The sequence below is a fragment of the Acinetobacter sp. TR11 genome (assembly GCF_027105035.1).
Taxonomy (GTDB): domain Bacteria; phylum Pseudomonadota; class Gammaproteobacteria; order Pseudomonadales; family Moraxellaceae; genus Acinetobacter.
The window spans coordinates 1851791-1873318 of sequence record NZ_CP114256.1 but is presented as its reverse complement, the minus strand read 5'-3'; the positions used below and the strand labels follow the sequence as shown (position 1 = coordinate 1873318).

Annotated in this window: 13 protein-coding genes and 1 pseudogene; 11 read left to right on the top strand and 3 right to left on the bottom strand. The window is 37.1% G+C overall.

Annotated elements, in window-relative coordinates; all coding sequences use genetic code 11:
* Positions 1-192: 192 nt before the first annotated feature.
* The 4 genes from O1450_RS09075 to O1450_RS09060 all read left to right on the top strand — a co-directional run bounded on the left by O1450_RS09075 (position 193) and on the right by O1450_RS09060 (position 10821).
* Entirely contained in the window at positions 193-687 is a 495-nt protein-coding gene (locus tag O1450_RS09075) for a hypothetical protein (RefSeq protein ID WP_269228154.1), read from the top strand.
* A 39-nt stretch (positions 688-726) separates the two neighbouring features.
* Positions 727-3408, top strand: coding sequence for a beta strand repeat-containing protein (locus tag O1450_RS09070; RefSeq protein WP_269228153.1), 2682 nt, complete (start codon positions 727-729; stop codon positions 3406-3408).
* 178 nt (positions 3409-3586) lie between these two features.
* Positions 3587-9634 (top strand): SdrD B-like domain-containing protein, encoded by a 6048-nt coding sequence (locus O1450_RS09065; RefSeq protein WP_269228152.1) that lies wholly within the window; start codon positions 3587-3589, stop codon positions 9632-9634.
* 2 nt (positions 9635-9636) lie between these two features.
* Positions 9637-10821 (top strand): OmpA family protein, encoded by a 1185-nt coding sequence (locus O1450_RS09060; RefSeq protein WP_269228151.1) that lies wholly within the window; start codon positions 9637-9639, stop codon positions 10819-10821.
* 53 nt (positions 10822-10874) lie between these two features.
* On the opposite strand, the gene O1450_RS09055 is transcribed toward O1450_RS09060, so the two are convergent.
* A complete protein-coding gene (locus O1450_RS09055; protein WP_005216664.1) occupies positions 10875-11492 on the bottom strand; it encodes a TetR/AcrR family transcriptional regulator in 618 nt (205 codons plus the stop codon).
* A gap of 486 nt (positions 11493-11978) precedes the next feature.
* On the opposite strand from O1450_RS09055, the gene O1450_RS09050 reads away from it, so the two are divergent.
* The 7 genes and pseudogenes from O1450_RS09050 to O1450_RS09020 all read left to right on the top strand — a co-directional run.
* Positions 11979-12938 carry a metal-dependent hydrolase gene (locus O1450_RS09050; protein ID WP_420002233.1) on the top strand — a complete coding sequence of 320 codons (960 nt, stop codon included), beginning with the start codon at positions 11979-11981 and terminating at the stop codon, positions 12936-12938.
* Between the two features lie 303 nt (positions 12939-13241).
* The gene (locus tag O1450_RS09045; RefSeq protein WP_269228150.1) at positions 13242-14216 is read left to right on the top strand and encodes a metal-dependent hydrolase; all 975 of its coding nucleotides are present in this window, start codon (positions 13242-13244) and stop codon (positions 14214-14216) included.
* 38 nt (positions 14217-14254) lie between these two features.
* Complete coding sequence (locus O1450_RS09040) at positions 14255-15079, top strand: SDR family NAD(P)-dependent oxidoreductase (protein ID WP_269228149.1); 825 nt, start codon at positions 14255-14257, stop codon at positions 15077-15079.
* An 83-nt stretch (positions 15080-15162) separates the two neighbouring features.
* Entirely contained in the window at positions 15163-16683 is a 1521-nt protein-coding gene (locus tag O1450_RS09035; RefSeq protein ID WP_269228148.1) for a flavin-containing monooxygenase, read from the top strand.
* Between the two features lie 94 nt (positions 16684-16777).
* On the top strand, positions 16778-17653 hold the full coding sequence (locus O1450_RS09030; RefSeq protein ID WP_269228147.1) for a class I SAM-dependent methyltransferase: 876 nt from the start codon (positions 16778-16780) through the stop codon (positions 17651-17653).
* Between the two features lie 134 nt (positions 17654-17787).
* On the top strand, positions 17788-18489 hold the full coding sequence (locus O1450_RS09025) for an IS1 family transposase (protein WP_269230449.1): 702 nt from the start codon (positions 17788-17790) through the stop codon (positions 18487-18489).
* Between the two features lie 27 nt (positions 18490-18516).
* A pseudogene (locus O1450_RS09020) lies at positions 18517-18974 on the top strand (DDE-type integrase/transposase/recombinase); the annotation flags it as partial.
* A 37-nt stretch (positions 18975-19011) separates the two neighbouring features.
* Here O1450_RS09020 and O1450_RS09015 read toward each other — a convergent pair.
* Both O1450_RS09015 and O1450_RS09010 read right to left on the bottom strand, forming a co-directional pair.
* Positions 19012-20166, bottom strand: coding sequence for a catalase family protein (locus O1450_RS09015; protein ID WP_269228146.1), 1155 nt, complete (start codon positions 20164-20166; stop codon positions 19012-19014).
* 248 nt (positions 20167-20414) lie between these two features.
* On the bottom strand, positions 20415-21527 hold the full coding sequence (locus O1450_RS09010; RefSeq protein WP_269228145.1) for a tryptophan 7-halogenase: 1113 nt from the start codon (positions 21525-21527) through the stop codon (positions 20415-20417).
* Position 21528 lies beyond the last annotated feature (1 nt).

The following is a 21528-nucleotide window of genomic DNA, read 5'->3' as shown; positions in this document are numbered from 1 at the left end:
ATTTGGCATGCTTTGTACAAGAAGTTGGTATGGAAGTTGCTTTTATTTGAATTGATAAGTGAATTTTACAAAAAATGTGATTTTCATCAACAAAAACACATAAAGTTGTTGTGTTTTACATCGAAGAGAAGTAATTTAGTTGTTAGATTAAACTAAATATAAGTCTATGTAACTCGGTTTGGAATAGATCAAATGCATTTAAAAGATAATTGGAAAAAAGGTTTACTTGGTGCAGCTAGTTTGATTTTGGCGGTTGGCGTTTCTGCTGAAACTAAAGTTGCAAAAGATCCTGTATCTGTAGAATTAAAAACCTATCTCATTAGTGTAAGCACTGATGGGAAGCCAGTAGCTAAGTTAGTGAATAAAGTAAAGCCAAACGATGTAATTGAGTATCGTGCAACGTATACAAATAATACATCTGGAAAAATTAAAAACTTAGCTGCTACGTTACCAATACCAGTTGAAACTTTATTTTTGGCGAAATCTGAGCCAGAAAACGCGCAAGCAAGTACAGATGGTAAAACTTTTGCCCCGATGCCTTTAAAACGCAAAGAGGGTAATCAAATGGTGAATGTTTCACTGAAAGATTATCGTGCATTACGTTGGACGATCGCAGAACTTCCTGCTGGGAAATCTGTAACCGTATCAGCACAAACGCGCATTAACAGTGACAAAACCAAAAATTAAGCAAACTGACATTGAATAATCAACAGGGGTAAGTTCCGAATGTCAAATCAAACTCAACGTTTAAAACTAACGCAATTAGCAGCTTCGATTGCATTTGTTGCAGGTGGTGCAGCTTTCCTTCCTTCAGCACACGCAGCAGCTCCTAGTGCGGGCACGAATATTAGTAACATTGCATCTGCAAGCTATACAGATAGCAACGGTTCTAATAAAACTGTGACATCAAACGTAGTTACTACGACTGTATTGCAAGTAGCAAGTTTCACGTTGATCGCTGATCAAACTAAAACTGCTAATGCGAATGGTCAAGTATCTTTATCTCACACATTAACAAATACAGGTAATGGTAGCGATACCTTTAACGTAGCTGTTGCCAATAATGATACACGTGATAACACAACTGATAATTTCGATTTCAGTGGTTTAAATGTTTATCTTGATGCCAACAAAGATGGTGTTCCAGATAGCCAAACTCCTGTAACAAGCATAACTTTAGCAGCAGGCGAATCTGTTAACTTAATCGTACAAGCAACAACAGCAAGCAACAACGTTACTGCTGGTGATCTTGGTAAGTTAACGGTTTCAGCAATCAGTGGTTTTGATACAAGTGTAACTGCTAAAAATGTTGATACTGTTCGAATTACCAATGGCGCTGTAATTAGTTTATTAAAATCTGCAAGTGTTAGTAATGTAGATGCAACTTTATCAAACCCTGCGGCACGTGAAGTTGAATATGCTTTAGCTTATCAGAACACTGGTAACACGACTGCAACTAACGTTACAATTACAGACGTACTTCCAGCTGGTTTAACCTATGTTGTTGGTTCTGCTACTGTAAATGGTACTGCTGTAAGTGATGCAGCTGATACTGATGGATATAACTTCACTTCAGGAACTGCTACATTAGTTATTCCTACAGTTGCTGCAAACAGTAGCGGTGTATTGAAATTCAAAGTTCGGGTAAACCAAAATACTCCAGCTGGTGTCATTACAAACATCGCTGAAGTGGATCCAGATGGTCCGGGTACAGAAGGCAAAACGCCATCTAACCCGAACGATGTAACAGTGTTAGGTGTTAAAAAAGGTACAATTAACGACAGTACAACTGATGCCTTTGCTGATGGACAAACTTCTACGGCTCCAGCTGATGACGTAATTACTAAGTCAACAACTCAAGGTACTCCAGTTACCTTTGGTGTTACTGCGGGTGGTGGTGAGCCAATCGTTATACATAACACTGGTAATGTTACAGAAGCATTCAACATCACTGTAAATAAAAACTCTTTACCAGCTGGTAGTATTGTTGAATTATTCAAATCTGATGGTGTAACGCCATTAACTGATACGAATGGTGATGGTGTTGCAGACACTGGTCCAATCGCAAGTGGCGCTACATACCAAGTTGTTGCTAAAGTAACTCTGCCTTCTGGTTATTCTTCTACGACGCCAATCAGCACGATCTTAACTTCAACACCTGTTACTAATTCTACTGGTACAGATACAATTGCTTTAGTCATTGATAAAGTTGTTGCATCTACAGTTGACTTACACAATGGTGATGCAACAAATAGTACTGGTACTGTCGTTGGCGCGTCAGGTAAAGATACTGGTCAATTTATTGATACTAAATCAACTAAACCTGGCCAAGCAACTAACTTCCCATTAACTATTGATAATAAAGGTGCAACTGGAGATAACTATAATTTATCTATATCACCTACATTACCAACAGGTTGGACGGTTCAATATTACTTAGCTGATGGTGCAGGTAATCCAACAGGTGCTCCAATCACGAATACGGGTAATATACCAAGTGGTGGTAGTGTTCAACTTGTTGCAGTTGTAACGCCTCCAGCAAATGCTCCAGCAGGTGACCAAGAAGTTATCTTTAAAGTTTCCTCTCCAGCTACTGGCTTAACAGATGTAATGTCTGATCGTGTAACAGTTGAAACTAATCGTATCCTTAGCTTGCAAAATGACCGTACTGGACAAGTTGCACCAGGTGGTACGGTTGTTTACAAGCATACCTTGACCAACAACGGTAACATTGTTGAAGGTGCTACAGCGGGTAGCTTACCGTTTACACTTACGAATGACCAAGCTGCAAATGGTTGGGTAACAAGCTTATTCGTTGACTTAGACAATGATGGCGTGGCTGATGCGAATGAGTTGGTTACAGGTAATGATCTTGCTGCAGTATCTGGAAGTATCGCTCGTGGTGCATCTGTTAACTTACTCATCAAAGTACAAGCTCCAACAAATGCAACTGCTGGAACACCAAGTGCAGTTGTATTGACGATCAAACCAACTGTTGTTGGTGGTCAGTCTGTAGCTGATCTAGTCAATACTGACTTAACGACTGTTACAAGTGGTCAAGTGCGTTTAGTGAAAGAGCAATCTTTAGCAAACTGTTCAACAGGTGTTGCTGGTACTTATACTCAAAATACAGTTTCTGCTAAACCAGGCGAATGTGTGAAGTATAGAATTACTGCAACGAATGAAGGTAATGCTGACGTAACTAATGTTGTAATTAGCGATGCTACGCCTGCATATACAACCTTGAAAGTGATTGCAAGTGCATCTCCAGTAGCTACAAATGCGACATTGAGTACTTCAACTGCTGCATTAACTGATGGTTCAACAGGTACTATCGCTGCTGAGAAAACACCTCTTGTACCTAATACAAGTGCGGTATTAGAGTTTGTAATCAAAGTAAATAATTAATATTCATTAAGCAATTTCGATTGCTCAAAATGAATTGATTAAATATGTGGGCATTTGCGCAAAGCAGGTGTCCACAACAATAATTTTAAAGTTTTTTTATTTAGACTATTTAGTTGAAGGGTAGAGTACCGTGGCGCTACAACAGAAGCAAAATCGTGTAAGTCGAAACATATCTTTCATGTTATCAACGTTGACAATATCTATTCTGTCTGCGCAGTATGGCCACGCGTCGAATATTCCTAAAGTTGGTAGTAAAATCACAAACGTTGCTTACGCAACTTTTATACCAGCAAATGGTAAAGAACAACAATCAGTTTCTAACACAGTCGAAGTTAATGTTTCAGCATTGTATGCTATTACTTTAACTACCCCACCAGTACTCGATGTTGAACCTAGTGTGCGAGTAATATGGGCGAATACTTTATCGAATAATAGTAATGCACCTGTTAATGTTCAGCTAGAAGCATTAACAATTAATGAATTAAATAATATTAAAATTTACATAGATAGCAACAAAGATGGTCAATTTGATACGAATGATCAACAATTAACAACTAATGTGGCTCTACAAATTGGTCAAAGTGTCAATTTGTGGGTTGTTGCTACCACAAGTTCAAATTTAACAGAAGGTCAGCAATTTAATTTACCAATTAAAGCAACAGTTGTTGAAGATACAACAGCAATTGCAACCGCTACAGATAGTGCAATTAGCTATGGTGCAAAATTAGTTGCAACTAAAGACGTGCAACAAAAAACTTTTGAGCCTTCTGCAAGTGCAAATTATGACTTAAATTACACGCTCAACATTAGCAATGAAGGTAAGAAGACAGCCAGACCAACCGATGTCATGGTGGATGGTCAAATACAAAAAATGGTTTTGTTGGTTGATGATTTGCCGCCAAATACAACATTTAAATCTGCTTTAGTAAAGAATACTCAAGCCAAAATTTTATACAAGCTTGCAAATAATAGTTATAGCACTATTGCTCCTAGTGACATTACACAGATCAATCAGCTTGTTGTCGGTTTTCCACAAATTGCTGCAAATACATCTGAGCAAGTTAATCTTGTTGTTAGTATGAACCGCAATATTGCAAAAACCACAGTAAAAAATACTTATAAAGTTTCGTATGCTGTCACTGATACTCAGAAAGATGTGTTATCAAACGTTGCATCTACTTTAGTTAGCGGCTCAGCAGATATTACAAATAATTCAAGTGATTTTAAGAGTATTTTGGCAACTGGTAGTGTAAATAAGCCACTGAATATAGAAGCTAAGAATGCAAGTTGTAATGCGGATCGTTACACTCCTGATCGTGTGAAAATTCGAATTAAATCTACAAAAACAGATGATTTAGAAGAAGTTATTGGTATTGAAACTGGCCCAAATACTGGTGTATTTCGCTATACATTACCAACAACTCTTTCAGATAAAGGCATTCAATATGATGTAGTTTTGCAAACGCTTAAACGTGATAAAGTTGATATCAGTTTAACGGATTGTTTGGATGCTCAAGGTCAATCGACTGGAACGATTACCGACATTAATACAAGTGTGTTAATGGATCCTTATGGTACAGTATTTGATGCTAAAACGGGTTTACCTGTAGCCGGTGCTACAGTTACTTTATTGGATCAAAATGGCCAACCAATTGCTGATAATGTAGCATTTATAATTGATCCTCAAACAGGTAATTTAGTTTCTATACCTGCAAAACAAGTTACGAATAGTGCTGGTGAATTTATCTACCCATTAGTAAAAGCAGGTACATACAGTTTTATTGTAGATACAAACACTATTCCAGGTGAAAAACGTTATACTTTTATTAGTGATCGCAAGGTATATTCAAATTTTCCAGCAGATAAAGCGGTTGATTTAAAGTGGTCTTATGCAGGGCAATTCACATTAAATAATGGTGACCCTGCACTCAATATCGATATTCCAATTGACCCTGTGCTTCCACCTAGTAGTTCTACCTTATTTGTAACGAAAGTTGCCTCGAATAAAACTGCAGAGATTGGCGATTTCGAAGAATATACTGTCAAGGTTGCAAATCGTGGAACTGTAGATTTATCAAATGTTTCGATTACAGATAAACTTCCTCGAGGCTTTATTTATGTTCAAGGCTCAATGCGTGTTGATGGTAAAAAGGTAGAAGATCCATTAGGTGGTAAGGGACCTTATTTAACATTAGGATTAGGTACACTCACTCCAAGTACAGAACTTAAAGTGAAATATCGTGTTTATATTGGACCAAATGCACTCAATGGTGATGGTATAAACCGTGTTCGTGCCAAAGATAAAAATGGTATTGAGTCGAATGAAGCATCAGCAAAAGTAGAAGTTACGCCTGGTATGATGATGTCTGAGGGTTTTATCGTAGGTAAAATCTTCACCGACTGTAATCGGAATGGCATCCAAGATGCTGGTGAAATAGGTGTTCCTGGTGTTCGTATCTACCTTGAAGATGGTAGTTATGTTATTACGGATAGTGAAGGTAAGTATGATTTCTATGGAATTAGTGCAAAAACACATGTTTTAAAAGTCGATCGTACAAGTCTACCGATTGGTTCTGAATTAGTATTAATAAATAATCGTCAAGCAGGTGATCCAAATAGCCGTTTTGTCGATTTAAAACGTGGTGAATTGCATCGTGCCGATTTTGCGATAGCTGAAGGTGTTGGTCAATGTTCAGAATCTTTAATTGAACGTGTGCTAGAGCGTAAAAAGCGTATTGAACAAGATAATACAAATTTAGAGCAAATATTACGTTCTGATTTAACGGCTGATCCAATTTTTTCCAAAGTCACGGATGTTCGTGGACAGCCATCGAGTGGCTGTATTTCAGCCGTTGGAGTTCAGGCGAATTGTAATCTTGATTTTTCAAAAGAACAAATTAAAGAAATCAAGCAAATACAATTTGAACCCGAAAAGTCTGGTGTTCAAGCATCTAGCGCTTTACCAAGTTCTTCAACTCTTGCTCTGCCAAATGAAGAGTCTGTAGATACTGTTAATTCTGCCAAAATGATTAATCTTGAAGCAGCTTTAGAAACAGCTGTGAATAATCAACTAGAAATTTTAAATCTTAAAGATGGGCAAGTATTGCCTTATCCTCAGACCTCGATTCAAGTTAAAGGTGCAGCAGGCACTCAGCTTGAACTCTGGGTAAATGGAACTCGTGTTCCTGAAAAGCGGATTGGTAAACGTGCTGTATTGCCGAACATGCAGGTTTCAGGTTTAGACTTTATTGGTGTTGATTTAAGTACGGGTCAGAACACCATCGAAGTACGTCAAATAGATATGATGGGCAATACTCGAGACATTAAACGTATTAATGTTATTGCACCTGATCAGTTAGACAAGTTGCAACTAGAGCCGAGTAAAACGATTCCACAGGCAAATGGACGCGATCGTTTTAATGTTAATTTAAAAGTTGTCGATCGACATGGTACGCTTGTCTCGAACCGTACACCTATCACCTTAGATAGTTCAATCGGTAAGATTGACTTAGTAGACTTAGATCCAAAACAGCCAGGTATTCAAGTATTCGTTGAAGGTGGAACTTTACTTGTTCCAATTCAAGCGCCAATTGAAGCTGGTGAAGGAACATTATCGGTTGAAAGTGGTATCTTCCACTCAAGCACACCTGTTCGTTTCTTACCTGATTTAAGACCGATTATCGCTGTAGGTATACTTGAAGGTTCTTTTAATTTCAAAAAGTTTGACCCTAAAGAACTGAGTGGTATTAATTCAAATGATGGTTTTGAAGAAGAATTAAATGAGATTTCAGCTTCAAAAGATGGAAAGCGCAATTTAACGGGGCGAGCTGCATTATTTTTGAAAGGTAAGGTAAAAGGTGAATACCTGCTTACACTTGCATATGATTCAGATAAAGATAAAAACCAAAGATTATTCCGTGATATTCGTCCTGATGAATATTACCCAGTTTATGGTGACTCTGCTGCTAAAGGTTTTGATGCTCAATCTACTAGTAAATTGTATGTTCGTGTCGATAAAGGACGTTCATATGCAATGTATGGTGACTACGTAACACGTACTGAAAATGATGAGGGCTTATCTTTAGGTCAATACAATCGTTCATTGACAGGTATTCGTAGTACAGTAGAAGCTGATAAATATAAAGTTACTGCGTTTGCTGCACAGACAAATACACAACAAGTTGTGAATGAACAACGTGCTATGGGTATTTCAGGTCCTTATAGTTTAGGTAATGGTGTTAATGCGCAAGACGTGCGTGAAAACAGTGAAAAAGTAGAGGTTATTACGCGTGACCGTAATAATTCGGGTTTAATTATTGCACGTACAAGTTTGACTCGTTTTACTGATTATGAGATTGATACTTTCAGTAATAGTATTTATTTGAAAGATCCAGTTCCAAGTGTTGATGCTGACCTAAACCCAGTATATTTACGAATTACAGTTGAATCTGATCAAGGTGGTGAAGAATATACGGTTGGTGGTGTGTCTGGTTCTTTAAAAGCCACCGATAAAGTTAAAGTAGGTGGTTCTTATGTGAAGAGTAATAACCCACTAACTCAAGATCAGTTAGCAAGTGTGAATACTGTCGTTAAATTTGCCAATGATAAAGGTAAATTCATTGCTGAGTTTGCTCGTTCAGAGAATATTAATAATGACTTAAATTCATCGACGTCAGGTAATGTGAAACCAGATGCAACTGGTAAGTTATCGGGTGATGCTGCACGAGTTGAATTAAACTATTCTTATAAAGACTTGGAAATGAAAGTTTATCATAACCAAGCTGATAGAGAATTTTATAATACAGCTGCACCTATTACTGCTGGTCGTAAAGAAAGCGGCATTAAGGGACGTGTACAATTAAATAAAATCGGCTTAGCTAAGCTTGAAGCGATTCGCACAGAAGATCAGTTAAATGGCGTAAATCAAGGTGTATCAGCAAGTATTGAACGGGCAATTAACCGTATTTTAGCTGTAGAACTTGGTTTAAAATATTATGATGAGTCATCTAATCCAGCAACGCTAAATACAACACAAGTTGCACCATATCATGGTGTCACAGTTCGCTCTAAATTAATCAGTCAACTACCTTGGCAAGGTTCGAATGTCTTTGCTGAATATGAGCAAGATATTTCTGAAGCGGATCGTCGTATTTTCGCGTTGGGTGCAAATTATCAAATTAATTCCAAACTCCGTGCTTATGCTCGTCACGAATTGGTTTCAAGCATTGGTGGTCTTTATGATCTGAATAGTAATCAACGCCGCAATGTAACGGTATTCGGTCTTGATAGTAAATATAACAATAATGGAACAGCCTTCAGTGAATATCGTGTTCGGGATGGTATTAGTGCGAGAGAGGCTGAGGCAGCAATTGGTTTACGTAATCGTTGGGAAATTGAAAAAGGTTTTTATGCCAATACGAGTTTTGAGCAAACTAAATCATTATCAAATGCCAATAACTCAAATTCTGATAGCACAGCAGCATCTTTAGGTATTGAATATTTAAAGAACCCTAACTGGAAAGCTGTTGCGCGCATTGAAGCACGTTGGACAGATCAATCAGATACGATATTGAACAATTTAGGCGTTGCTTATAAATATTCGGATGATGTGACATTATTGGCAAAAAATGTTGTTAGCCTAACAGATAGCAAAAATGATAGTAGCGGTGATCGTTTAGTGGATCGCTTCCAATTAGGATTGGCTTATCGTGATACAGAACACAATCGTTTTGATGCACTAGCTAAAGTTGAATATCGTTATGATGATAATAAAACTGATTTAAATAATCCGTATCTTAAACATGTTTATATTTTCTCGAACCATTTAAATTATCATCCAACACGTGATTTTACCTTGTCGGGTCAATATGCGGTGAAAAATGTGCAGGCTACATTCTCTGGTTTAGAGTCTACAGGTATGACACACATGTTCAGTGCAAGAGCTATATATGACATCAATGAAAGATGGGATGCAGGAGTACACACAGGTGTATTATGGTCTGATATGAGTTCAGGGCGTCGAATTCTCCTAGGTGGTGAGGTTGGGTATCTCGTTGCAGCAAATTTATGGTTGTCAGGTGGCTATAACTTCTCAGGTTATAAAGATGATGATCTGGTAGATAGTGATACTACAATTCAGGGTGCTTATATTCGTTTTAGATTCAAGTTCGATGAGAATCTATTTGCTGTTAATAACGCTGGAATAAATGCTTCGAGAGAACCATAAACATGAAATATCTTCACAATAATTTATATAAAATGTGTTCTTATTTTTATATCGGGGCTTCTGTTGGTTTACTTGCAGTAAGTACTTGTATATTTGCTGAGTCTGCATCTGAGCAACTTATTGTTGGGGAGCAAACCAGTTCTTTGGTACAAGATGTCAATCAACAGAAACCTTATAATCCTAAAGATAAGCAAGTTGCGGCATTACAAACACGTCTGATACCTTATTTAAAACCATCTGAAAATATTGCATATTATCAAGCGATAAAAGCCTTAACATGGTTAAGTTACGCTGCCCACGAAGGAAGTGAAAAGAGTCTAAGTTCTGCGAGAACTGAAGCACTTCAACAAGCAAAATATATTATTGATGCTTTAGAACAAGGACAAATTGAAAAATTTACGCTGACAACAGCTATTCTTTCTGATTCAAGTGTCATGCGCAGAGACCTTTGGGCAAATGCTGAATTATTAAAGCAAACTGAAGGTTTTTCATGTGCTCAGGCTGAGATTGCTCAAGCAGAAGTGATGTTGGTTTGGGCAGCAGCAGAACATTGTGAACTTGGATGGAGACACTCAAGAGAACTGTTTCTATCCGCTCAAAGTTTAATTGATCAATCAAATCTCAAAGCATCGGCGTGTAAGTCTGCAACAGTATTAGAATTACCTAAAATTAATTATCCATCTTTACAAGAATTGAATGGTGATGCTAAAGGTTGTCATGGAGTGAAAGGCAAGTGGCCAATTTGGTCGCCTGAACAGAAAGTTATCGCTGAACCACCAGTAGCTAAAGTTCCATCAAATGTACCAAATGTAGTTCACTTCGCCTTAGATCAATCAAACTTGTCAAAAGAATCGATTGAAGTATTGAATCAAGTTGTAATGTTCCTAAAAGACAATCCAACCTACACCTTGACTCTGTACGGTTTTACTGATGCTCGTGCAAGCGAACAATATAATTTGAAACTTTCCATGAGACGAGCACAGAGTGTACTTGCATACCTTCAACAACAAGGGATTCATTTAGATCGAGTTGCTGCTGAGGCAAAAGGCAAAAAACAAACAATTAACGATGAAAATCAGAAGTTTGGTCATGCATTAAGTCGTAGAGTCGAATTAGTCTATGTTGATCCAGAAGGTAAAGAGGTATCAACTTTCAAGCAACGTCAGGATATTCAAGTAGAAAAATAACTCTCTATTGAACAATGAAAGTACGTTAAAAAGAGAGCTTTAAAGCTCTCTTTTTAACGTTCAGCTTTAGCTAACTCTGCATCAATATAGCTAATAATCATGGTGCTTAAGCCTTTGACCATTTCATCGAAACTAATTTGTGGATTAGGCAAAATGAGATGTCGTGCCACATTAAAAATACTACTATTGATACTGATATAGGCTGTAACACTCAAATTGCTCACTTTCAAATATTTAGGGTGGCGCATCATGTATTTCATCAGAACTTCCATCAATGCCATTTCAATTTGTCCAATATAGCGTTCATATTTAAGTTCAGTTGCATATCGTAGACAGATGAGATAACGATCATTATCACGGGTAAGTAAGTCACGGAAAGTATAGAAAATCATTTCAAATAATGGTTCTAACTCCATTTCGACAATAATAGGTGTCAGTTCTTTAACCATGTCTAGAACTTCTTTGACAAATGATTTTGCCATTGCATCGTAGATTTCTTCTTTATTTTTAAAATATTCGTATAAAGAGCCGACGCTGACGCCTGCAATATCGGCGATGTGACGTGTTGTGGTTCCACTCGTACCATTTGTTGCAACAGCGATAAAGCCTGCTTCAATAATCGTATCTACTGTTACTTTTGATCGAGTTTGACGTGGTTTTCGAGTAGCCATAAATATTGTTATATAAATCCGAACATGATGTCAGATTAGCATGCTCTACATGGAAGTAAAAGATCAGCCTACATAATCCGAACAAATAAAATTACATACTTTTGAATATCAAGTTATGCAATGTAATAAAAATAATAATTTCTTTTATATTAATAAAAAATATAGATGACTTAAAGTTTTTTAAATCAAATAAATAATTGATATATATTATATTATTTTTAATTTTTCCCATTTGAATTTTTAATTTTAAATAAAAATTTCTAACTTTTTATGTTGATCATTACTTCATTAAATTGATTGTTTTACCCGAATTGAATCCGAACATAAGATCGGTTTACATTGTTTCTAGTAGGAAATTAGGTTCACAAAAATCTCCCGAATGTTTTTTCGTAACTCAAAGAATATGTAGCTATACGAAAAGAGATGAACCTGATTCAAAGAATGTAAAGGGCAAGTGACGCTCAAGTAAAGTAGGTAGGTGTAGCCATGATTAGCAACACATTAATGAAAGGTTTAAGTTTATTTAAATCTAACCCGATAACTGAGCAAATTGATTTTGCAAGTAAAAAAAGTATTCCCATTCGACATTTGGCAATTGGCTTTGAAGGCAAACAGGTCGATTTATCATTTTATATGAACAATCAATTCGCGACTATTTTCTTTGCTACGCTATCTGTATTTTTGACCTATGGTGAAGACTTAGTGATTGAAACTGCACGTCACCATCGTGATTTATTAAAAGATCCTATTTTAAGGCAGCGTGTGACGTCATTGATTGGTCAGGAAGCGATTCACTCAAAACTTCATAATGAGTTTAATGATGCAATTGTTGAGCTTGGCTATCCAGTGAGACTGTATCGTTTCTTGGGCGAGCAATTTTTTGATCATATCTTCTTAAAATTTCCACAACCATTAAAACTTTCTTTAATGGCAGGGATTGAGCATTTTACGGCTGTATTAGCTGAATACATGATGGCACATGAGCAAAACTTCTATTTCTCTGATGACGCTAAAACACGTGCGCTTTGGATGTGGCATATGTTAGAGGAGTCTGAGCATAAAGATGTCGCTTATGATGTTTATCAAACATTAAATGGTAATTATGCACTTCGGATTTCTGGCTTCTTCCTCGCGTATTTTACCATTCTTGGCTTAATTCCATTTGCGACAACATTCGTTCCTGTTTTACGTAAGCCTCAAGAAATGTTGACTGCAAAATTCTGGAAAGATGCAAAGCGTGGAGTCAAACTCGTTTTTAGTCCTAAAGATGGCGTTTTTGGTAGCACTCAAAGCCGTATTTTTGATTATCTACGTACTGATTTTCATCCTAATGACCATGATGCATCTGCGTATTTTGAATATTACGAAAAGAAATTATTGTCTGAAGGTGGTGCATTACATCCTTTCTTTGTTAAGGAATTTACACCTAAAGTTCAAGCTGCTTAATTTTGTTGGATAACTGACTGGTGCACAGCACAATAGTGATGATATGAGTTGGCAAAAAAGCTCAGATTCTTATGAGCGATTTGGTTCTTGTTGCCCATATTTTGCTCGTGCACTATGCAAGCAAGTTTTTCAGGAAATATCAATTTAAAAATTTTCTGAGATAAAAAAAGAGTTTTCATTGAACTTAAGTGTTTAACAATTGAAGTGTTAAATGTTGCAGAAATAATTTTATAGACAACTTTACCGTTTTAATTGCTATGTAACTCTTTGATTTTTATTTACTCTCGTTATGGGGATCACGTTATGGTCGCTCAAGTTATTCGAAGTGTCTTTTCAGACAAACTAAGTACTAAATATCAGGGAATTATTCAGAACTTTGCGAATAAATCACCGATTCCCATTCGCCATTTTGATTTTAAATTTAACCCAAATGAGTTAGATGAAAAATTTTTCTTAAATAAAGAATTGGCTACATCTTATTTTCATGCTTTATCAATTTTTCTAACTTTTGGTGAAGATGTTGTAATTGAAACAGCGCGTCATCACCGTGACTTTATTCATGATCCAATTTTGAAGCAAAGACTTACTTCTTTGATTGGGCAGGAAGCGATTCATTCAAAAATTCATAATCAGTTCAATGATGAAGTTTTGAAAGAGAATGGTTATCCCGTTGAGCTGCTGCGTGCAATTGCCGCAAAAGTTTTTGATTATGGTATCTACAAATTACCACAGTCATTACAACTGTCATTGATGGCAGGAATTGAACATTACACGGCAGTGCTTGCTGAATTTATGATGCAGCATGAAGACTATTTACTTGGCTCACAGGATGAAAGACAGCGTGCTATGTGGATGTGGCACATGTTGGAAGAATCTGAGCACAAAGATATTGCCTATGACGTATTCCTTGAATTATCGGGGGATTATTGGCTCAGAATTACGGGTTTTCTTTTAGCTAGTTTGACAATTTTAGGTGGCGTATCACTTGGTGGTTATTTGATGCCATTCTTACGTAAGCCAAGCAATTTGTTCAATCCACGCTATATGAAAGATGTATTAGAAAGTACCGCATTATTGTTTGGTAGTGAGCGTGGCGTGTTTGGTAGTAGCTTTATGCATATCTTGGAATACTTACGTCCTAGCTTTCATCCAAATGACCACGATACTACTGCGTATATGGCGTATTACAAAGAGCGGTTACTTAATCCTGAAACGGGATTATTGTCACCATATTTCCTTAAAGAATTTGTACCACCTGTACGTGCAACTCACGCATAACTTGGGCCAAGTAAATACGAAATTACTGGAAAACAAATATGAAATTATTTGGTAAAAAAGTCAAACCGAGCCAAAAAGCATTTGCTGTAGTGACTGGTGCGGGAAGTGGAATTGGTCGTAGTTTTGCACTTGAATTGGCAAAGCGTGGTGGCACAATTGTGTGTTCAGACATCAATCTTGATGCGGCAAAAGAAACAGTAGCTTTAGTTGAAGCGCTAGGTGCAAAAGCCTTTGCCGTGCAATGTGATGTTGCGAAAGAAGAACAGGTTAATCAATTGGCTGAGCAAGCTGAACAATTGATGCAGAGCCCTGTCACTTTGGTGATTAATAATGCAGGTATTGGTCTTGGTGGTAAGTTCGATGAAATGTCATCAGAAGACTGGAAATGGTGTATGGACATCAACCTATGGGGTGTCATCTATGGTTGTCGTGCTTTTGTACCGAAGTTCAAAAAATTAGGTCATGGTGCAATCATTAATGTTGCTTCAGCAGCATCCTTTACCGCAGCACCAGAGATGACTGTTTATAACGTTTCCAAAGCGGGTGTACGTGCATTATCTGAAACTCTGTCAGCAGAACTTAGAAAGTCGAACATTAAGGTCAATGTACTTTGCCCAACGTTGGTTCCGACCAATATCATCAAAAATGGCAAAGTACCACATAAGGGTCTTTTAGATTATGCCTTGACTAATCTTGCATTTACGACCAGCGATAAAGTCGCAAAGTTGACATTGGATCGTTTAGACAAAGGTGAGCTTTATACCATCCCACAAATTGATGCCAAATTATTTTGGTTGATGAAACGTACTGCGCCAAATTTATATGCAAAATTTTTGGGCACATCGTACCGTTTGATGAAATAAACCCAATCGGGTAAAAGATTTTGATGACTGAAATAAGATTGAAGATACGCTTATTTCAGAGCAATAGATGAAAGGATATTTAAATGACCGCTCAAGCAAAAAAATTAAATTCTGCTGACAAAAAATCATTACCTCCACACATTTACGATACCTTTATCGTAGGTGCTGGTATTTCAGGTATTGCAACTGCAATCCGTCTTGATCAAGTGGGTTACACCAACTACAAGATTATTGAAAAAGCGACGCGTGTCGGCGGCACATGGCGTGAAAATACTTATCCTGGTTGTGGTTGTGATGTTCCATCAGCATTATATTCATACTCATTTGCACCAAGCGCTAAATGGAGTCATTTATTTGCTCGTCAGCCTGAGATCTTAAGTTATTTAGAAGAAGTTAGCGAAAAGTTCAATGTAAGTTCAAAAATTGAATTCGGTACTGAACTCACAAATGCTGCTTGGGATAAAGAGCGTAATTTATGGGTGATTGATACAAATAAAGGTCAATTCCTCTCTAAAACAGTTATTTTTGCGACGGGTCCAATCACTGAAGCTCAGATTCCAAAACTTGAAGGTTTAGAAACTTTTAAAGGCGAAATGTTCCACTCAGCAAAATGGAATCATGATTACGATCTTACAGGTAAGCGTATTGCTGTTATTGGTACAGGCGCTTCTGCGATTCAGTTCGTACCCCAGATTCAGCCTTTAGCAAAAGAGTTATATGTATATCAACGTACAGCACCTTGGGTTGTACCAAAACCTGATACTGACTTAGGTGAAGTTAGTAAAGCATTGATTGAAAAATTCCCGTTTATCCAAAAAGCTTGGCGTAAAACGGTAGCACAATCACTCAATGCGATTAATTTTGGTTTACGTAATCCAGCGGTATTAAAGCCTGTGGGTGAGTTGGCGAAACTGATTTTACGTTTCCAAATTGAAGATGCTGAGTTACGTAAAAATGTAACTCCTAACTTTACGATTGGCTGTAAGCGTTTATTGTTCGCTAACAACTATTATCCAGCATTACAACAAGCTAATACTAAACTGATTCCACATGGTTTGGTCAAAGTGGAAGGTAACACTGTTGTATCCGCAAATGGTGAGCGTCAAGAGGTTGATGTGATTATTTGGGGTACTGGTTTTGAAGTTTCACATCCACCTATTGGTAAACGTGTTTCAAATGAAAAAGGTGAATGCCTGAATGATTTATGGAAAAGTAGTTCTCCAGAAGCATATTTAGGTACAAGTATTGAAAATGTACCGAATGCCTTTTTAATTTTGGGTCCGAACGTATTAGTTTATGACTCATTTATTGGTTTAGCTGAAGCGCAATTGGACTATATTGTGGATGGTTTGCTTAAGATCAAAGAAAAAGGTATTAGCAAGCTAAATATCAAACCAGAAGTGATCAAGAAGCATAATGATTTGGTACAGCAACATTTGAAGACGACAGTATTCAATGCTGGTGGCTGTAAGAGTTATTATTTAGATGCAAATGGTCGTAACTTTGCAGCTTGGCCATGGTCATTGAAGCAGTTAAAACAGCGTTTAAAACGTATGGATTTGAACGATTATCAAGTAACTTATCAAACTGAAAAAACAAACTAATCATTAGATAAGTGATAAAAGGGCAGTAAATTTTATCTAAGGATAGAATTTACTGCTTATTTTTTGCATGATAGAAATAAATTAGGAAAGAAATATGAAAGAAGGACAATCTAGCCGAACGGCGGAAGCAGCAGCAGCATTGCGCGCGAATCACTTTCAAAATGCTGAAAATCCAGTATTTTCTGATCCTTATGCCTTTGAATTAACGAGCAAAGGCTGGAAAAAATTATTAACAACGCCTCTGACCGTAAAAGTGATGAATTCCTCTATATTTAATCGAACACTTGGTTTATTAACGGGTCAAGTGGTGGGTCGATCACGTTATGCAGAGGATTTATTGCAGCAGGCTATCGAAGCTGGTATCCAACAATATGTATTGGTTGGGGCAGGGCTAGATTCTTTTACACTGAGACAAGCAAAAAAACATCCTCATTTAAAAATTTTTGAAGTTGATCACCCTGACACTCAAGCAGAGAAACAAAAAAAGTTGACTCAGTTCGATCAGGTTCCAACCAATGTTGAGTTTGTTGCAATTGATTTTGAACAAGAGTCGATTGCTGAAGCATTAGCAAAGAGCAATTTTCAAGTAGAACAACCAGCCTTCTTTTCTTGGTTAGGTACAACTCATTATCTTGAACCGCAAACGACACTTCATACCTTAAAAAGTATTAGCAGTATTGCTGCTGCAAAAAGTGAATTAGTTATGGATTATTCAATTGATTATCGTGAATTATCTGGAGTAGAACGTTTTGGAAGTATGTTCGTTTCCCAATTCACACGTTTTTTAAAAGAACCCTTAAAAGGACAATTTAGTCCTAAAGCTTTACATCAAGCTGTAAATCAAATGGGCTATCAAGTAGCTGAAGATCTGTCTGGAGATGGTTTAAGCGAACGATATTTTAAAAATCGTGCAGATCATATTCGTCATACGATAGCGACACATATGTTGCATTTACGTTTAAAGGTATAAGTTGGCATCTCAAACTGCTTTAGCATATTTACTAAAGCAGAGTTAGGTTATTGAAATTTGGTGGTGTTTCAAAAATGGTGGTGTTTCAAAAAGTATGCTGAAAAAAACAAGCTGAACTTTGATAAAATAAGGAAATACAAATCACCCTACAAATCAAATGTCCAGCCTGCCTGAGTAACCGTATAAAGAAAAATGGCAAAAAAGTGGATGGCAAACAAAATTACCAATGTAAAGATTGCAAACGTCAATTTATTGGTGACCATGCACTGAGCTATCAAGGTTATCATTCAGGTATCACGACAAAGATACTCCACTTAATGGTAAGAGGTAGTGGTGTAAGAGATATTGCAGAGGTTGAACGTATCAGCATTGGCAAAGTATTGCGTACTTTAAGTCAATCAGAATATCAGCTTCATGCTCAACAAAGTTATTACGAATGTCTTGAAGTAGATGAGTTTTGGACGTTTGTGGGTAATAAGCAAAATAAACAATGGCTGATTTATGCTTACCATCGCGAATCTGGAGAAATTGTTGCTTATGTTTGGGGTAAGCGGGATTTAGCAACGGTTCAACGTCTTAAAGCTAGACTTAAAAAGCTTGGGGTTCAATATACTCGAATTGCGAGTGATCACAGGGATAGTTTTATCACAGCATTTCAACGTTGCAAGCAAGTGATGGGTAAGTTTTTTACCGTCGGTATTGAAGGTAACAATTGTAGAATTCGTCATCGAATCAGGCGTGGATTTAGGAGAAGTTGCAACTTTTCTAAAAAGCTCGAAAATCATTTTAAAGCCTTTGATTTGACTTTCTTTTACATTAATAACGTATTTGTTTAACGCCAGCATACTTTTTGAAACACCACCGATTTATTTAGTCGTCGAATTGTTTGTTGGCAAACCAGCCATCAAATAGACCGTCAATTTGTGTGTGACACATTTAATTATACGCTTGCACGTCAAGGCTATCCAACGAATATCATGGTCCATTCAGACCAAGGCAGTCAGTACTGTAGTCGTGATTTTAGAGCACTATTATTAACGAATAATTGTATTCAAAGCATGTCACGCAGCCTTGCGCAGTACACTGCTCATGCTGGGATAATGCAGTAACAGAAAGTTTTTTTCATACATTAAAAGGACATGTGGTGCATGGGAGTCTGTTTGCTACTCGAAAAGAGGCTAATGCTGTCTTGTTTGACTGTATTGAGATTTATTACAATCGAATCAGAAGGAATTCTGCAAATGGTTGGTTAAGCCCTGAAGCTTTTGAGCAGAAATATTTTAAGAATTTAGAGGGATCGGTTTTTCACAATACTGTCTAGGATCACTAGGATCACTAGGATCAAATAAAGCCGATTTCTATTTAGGCTCTTGTCTCTGAGCAGAATTCATTTCATGTCTGACGATACTTATATTTTCGTATATTACTTTACGTAATCTATTTATCGCACCTAATGGTCTATGTTCAGGTAGAGAATGCCAAGGCGTAAATGAAAGGTTTTCACAAAATTTATTCTGATCAGGCGTATTAAAAACCTGTTGAGGAATATGAATGGTTGCAACTTTATAAAAAGGGGCCTTGTCTTCTTTCCATTCATTCATCGAATTTTCTACAAGCATTTTATTTGATGTTCTTGGTTGTATAAGAAATTCCATACATACATCTTTCTTATTTAAGGTATCTTGTAGAGCTGCCCTCAAAAAGTTAGGATCTGATTGGTTAGGCATAGTATTCGCATTTAGGGAGCAAGGTCTTGCCGAATACTTTACTGCTTGACGATTAGCACCTAATCCTAATTGATAGGGAACCATCGACCAATAGCGAGCTTGAACTGGATTCGATATTTTTGAATTGCTTGCTCCTAATGCGTTGAGTGTTCCTTTAAAACCTAATGCGAAAGGGATATGCAATTTTTTTAAAGTACTTTTGCTATTTGTATCTTCTATAAAAGATAAATAACGTAAAGGTTCATCTACGAAAAATACAGGGTGGTTGATCATAATGAAATCTTGAGTCAGCGCTTGCTCATCATTTTCCAAGATTTTTTTACCTGGGACGCCTAACAATTTTATTGCCATACCACGCGCATCTTTTTTATCATCAGCTCTTGTGGCATCACCAGAAGCATTAGAAAAACGAATCCATGCTGAATAGGTTTTATCAGGAACAAAAATTCCTTGAGCTAAGTTTTTGGGTATAGATTTTGATACATGAAACTCTGCACGTACGCAGCCATGCGCTTTGGGGTGTGCATCTCTCAATGCATTGCCAGAGGAGTATTGACTTCGAATTGATTGAACAATTTGCTCTGTAATTTGATTCGCTATGATTTCTTCGTCAGGCTGTAATTTTTCACCGAGTTCTCTATCAATGGTTGGATAGGGAAGTTGATGCATATTCGTTATGGTTTTTTTTTGCTGAAGATTGTTAGAACAACCGCTTATGTTTATCAAAATAGGAGTCATGGCAAATAACAACAAACCGTAACGTATCGATGGCATATAACTTGACATTTACTTGCTCCTTATCCCATCGCAGCTATTGTTGAGTGCGATGGATCGATACACTTTGTGGTAAAAGATGTTGTTATCGGAATTATTGCTATCCTGTATTTTAGTACATCAAAACTTGAGTAAGAATACAAGCTGTTCTTAGTTATTGATTTTATATTTAACTTTTATCGAAATGTGGGTTTTTATAGGCTATGTTTATGTCTGACTTTTAAAATATGCTTATAAAATCTTCGTTCATAACCACATAATCAAGTTGTTTTTGCTACGGTTTGGTGTGCTTGCCAAAAAGGGTTCTCAGTCCACCTTTGTTCTTGCTTGTATAGGAGATAACGACGATTTTCATAAGTATTGATAATTTTATTGATTTCAGTGGTGTAGTTTCTGTGGTTATTTTCATTATGCTCAGCAGCTAAAATAGCTTCTGCGGCTTTCATACCTGTATAAAGCGCATTGAACAGACCCTGTCCAGCAATAGGATCAAATGCAAGTAATGCATCCCCACAAGCAACCCAACCGTTGCCTATTGGCTGTTCCAACCAACTACTACGTACATCATGAGAGAAAATATCTTTACCAAATTCTAAATTTCCCAATAAATCGTATAAACCGACATTTTTAGAAATCAGATGATCCCATTGTTTATTGTCATGATGAAATTGAGTAGCTGTTTTGGGAGTTGTATGGTATCCAATGACCCACTGATGATCATTGATTTTACCTGTGTATACCCATCCATTTTGGCTGGCAGAAATAATGGTTCTGTTCAGTTTTGCATTTTTCTGGGGCGTACAGGTACGGTATAAAGCAACCAATGGAACTCCACGGTAACGTTCAAGCCCAAGAAGTTTAATCAATTTTGCACTGCGACCTGTTGCATCGACAATCCATTTGGAATGGATTGTTTTTCCATCTTCAAGTCTGATTTTCCATATATCATTATGTTTTTCTAGGCCTACAACATCTGATGGATAGAATCTCGCTCCGCTTAAGAGTGCTTCATTTCTGAGTAGCTCATCAAAATTTTTACGATTAATTCTTAATCCAAAGCCATAAGGGTCATGGATATAATCTGTGGTTGATAAGATATTACTTCCCCAAAAAGTCATATTGCCACCGACACGCTCTGAGTGGGTCACATTGCTATGACTCGCAGTTTGTAATTGTTCTGTCAGAGAAGAAAGCCCTAATTTATTTAGTAGACGAATTGCCGCACTAGGCAATGTCTCACCAAATTTATGTGTTTTATGTGCAGGTCTATCAATCAGCATCACTGATAGACCCGCTTGTGCAAGTTGCCTTGCCGCAATGGTGCCAGCAGGGCCACTACCTGCTATGCACACATCAATACTGAGCGTTCCCATT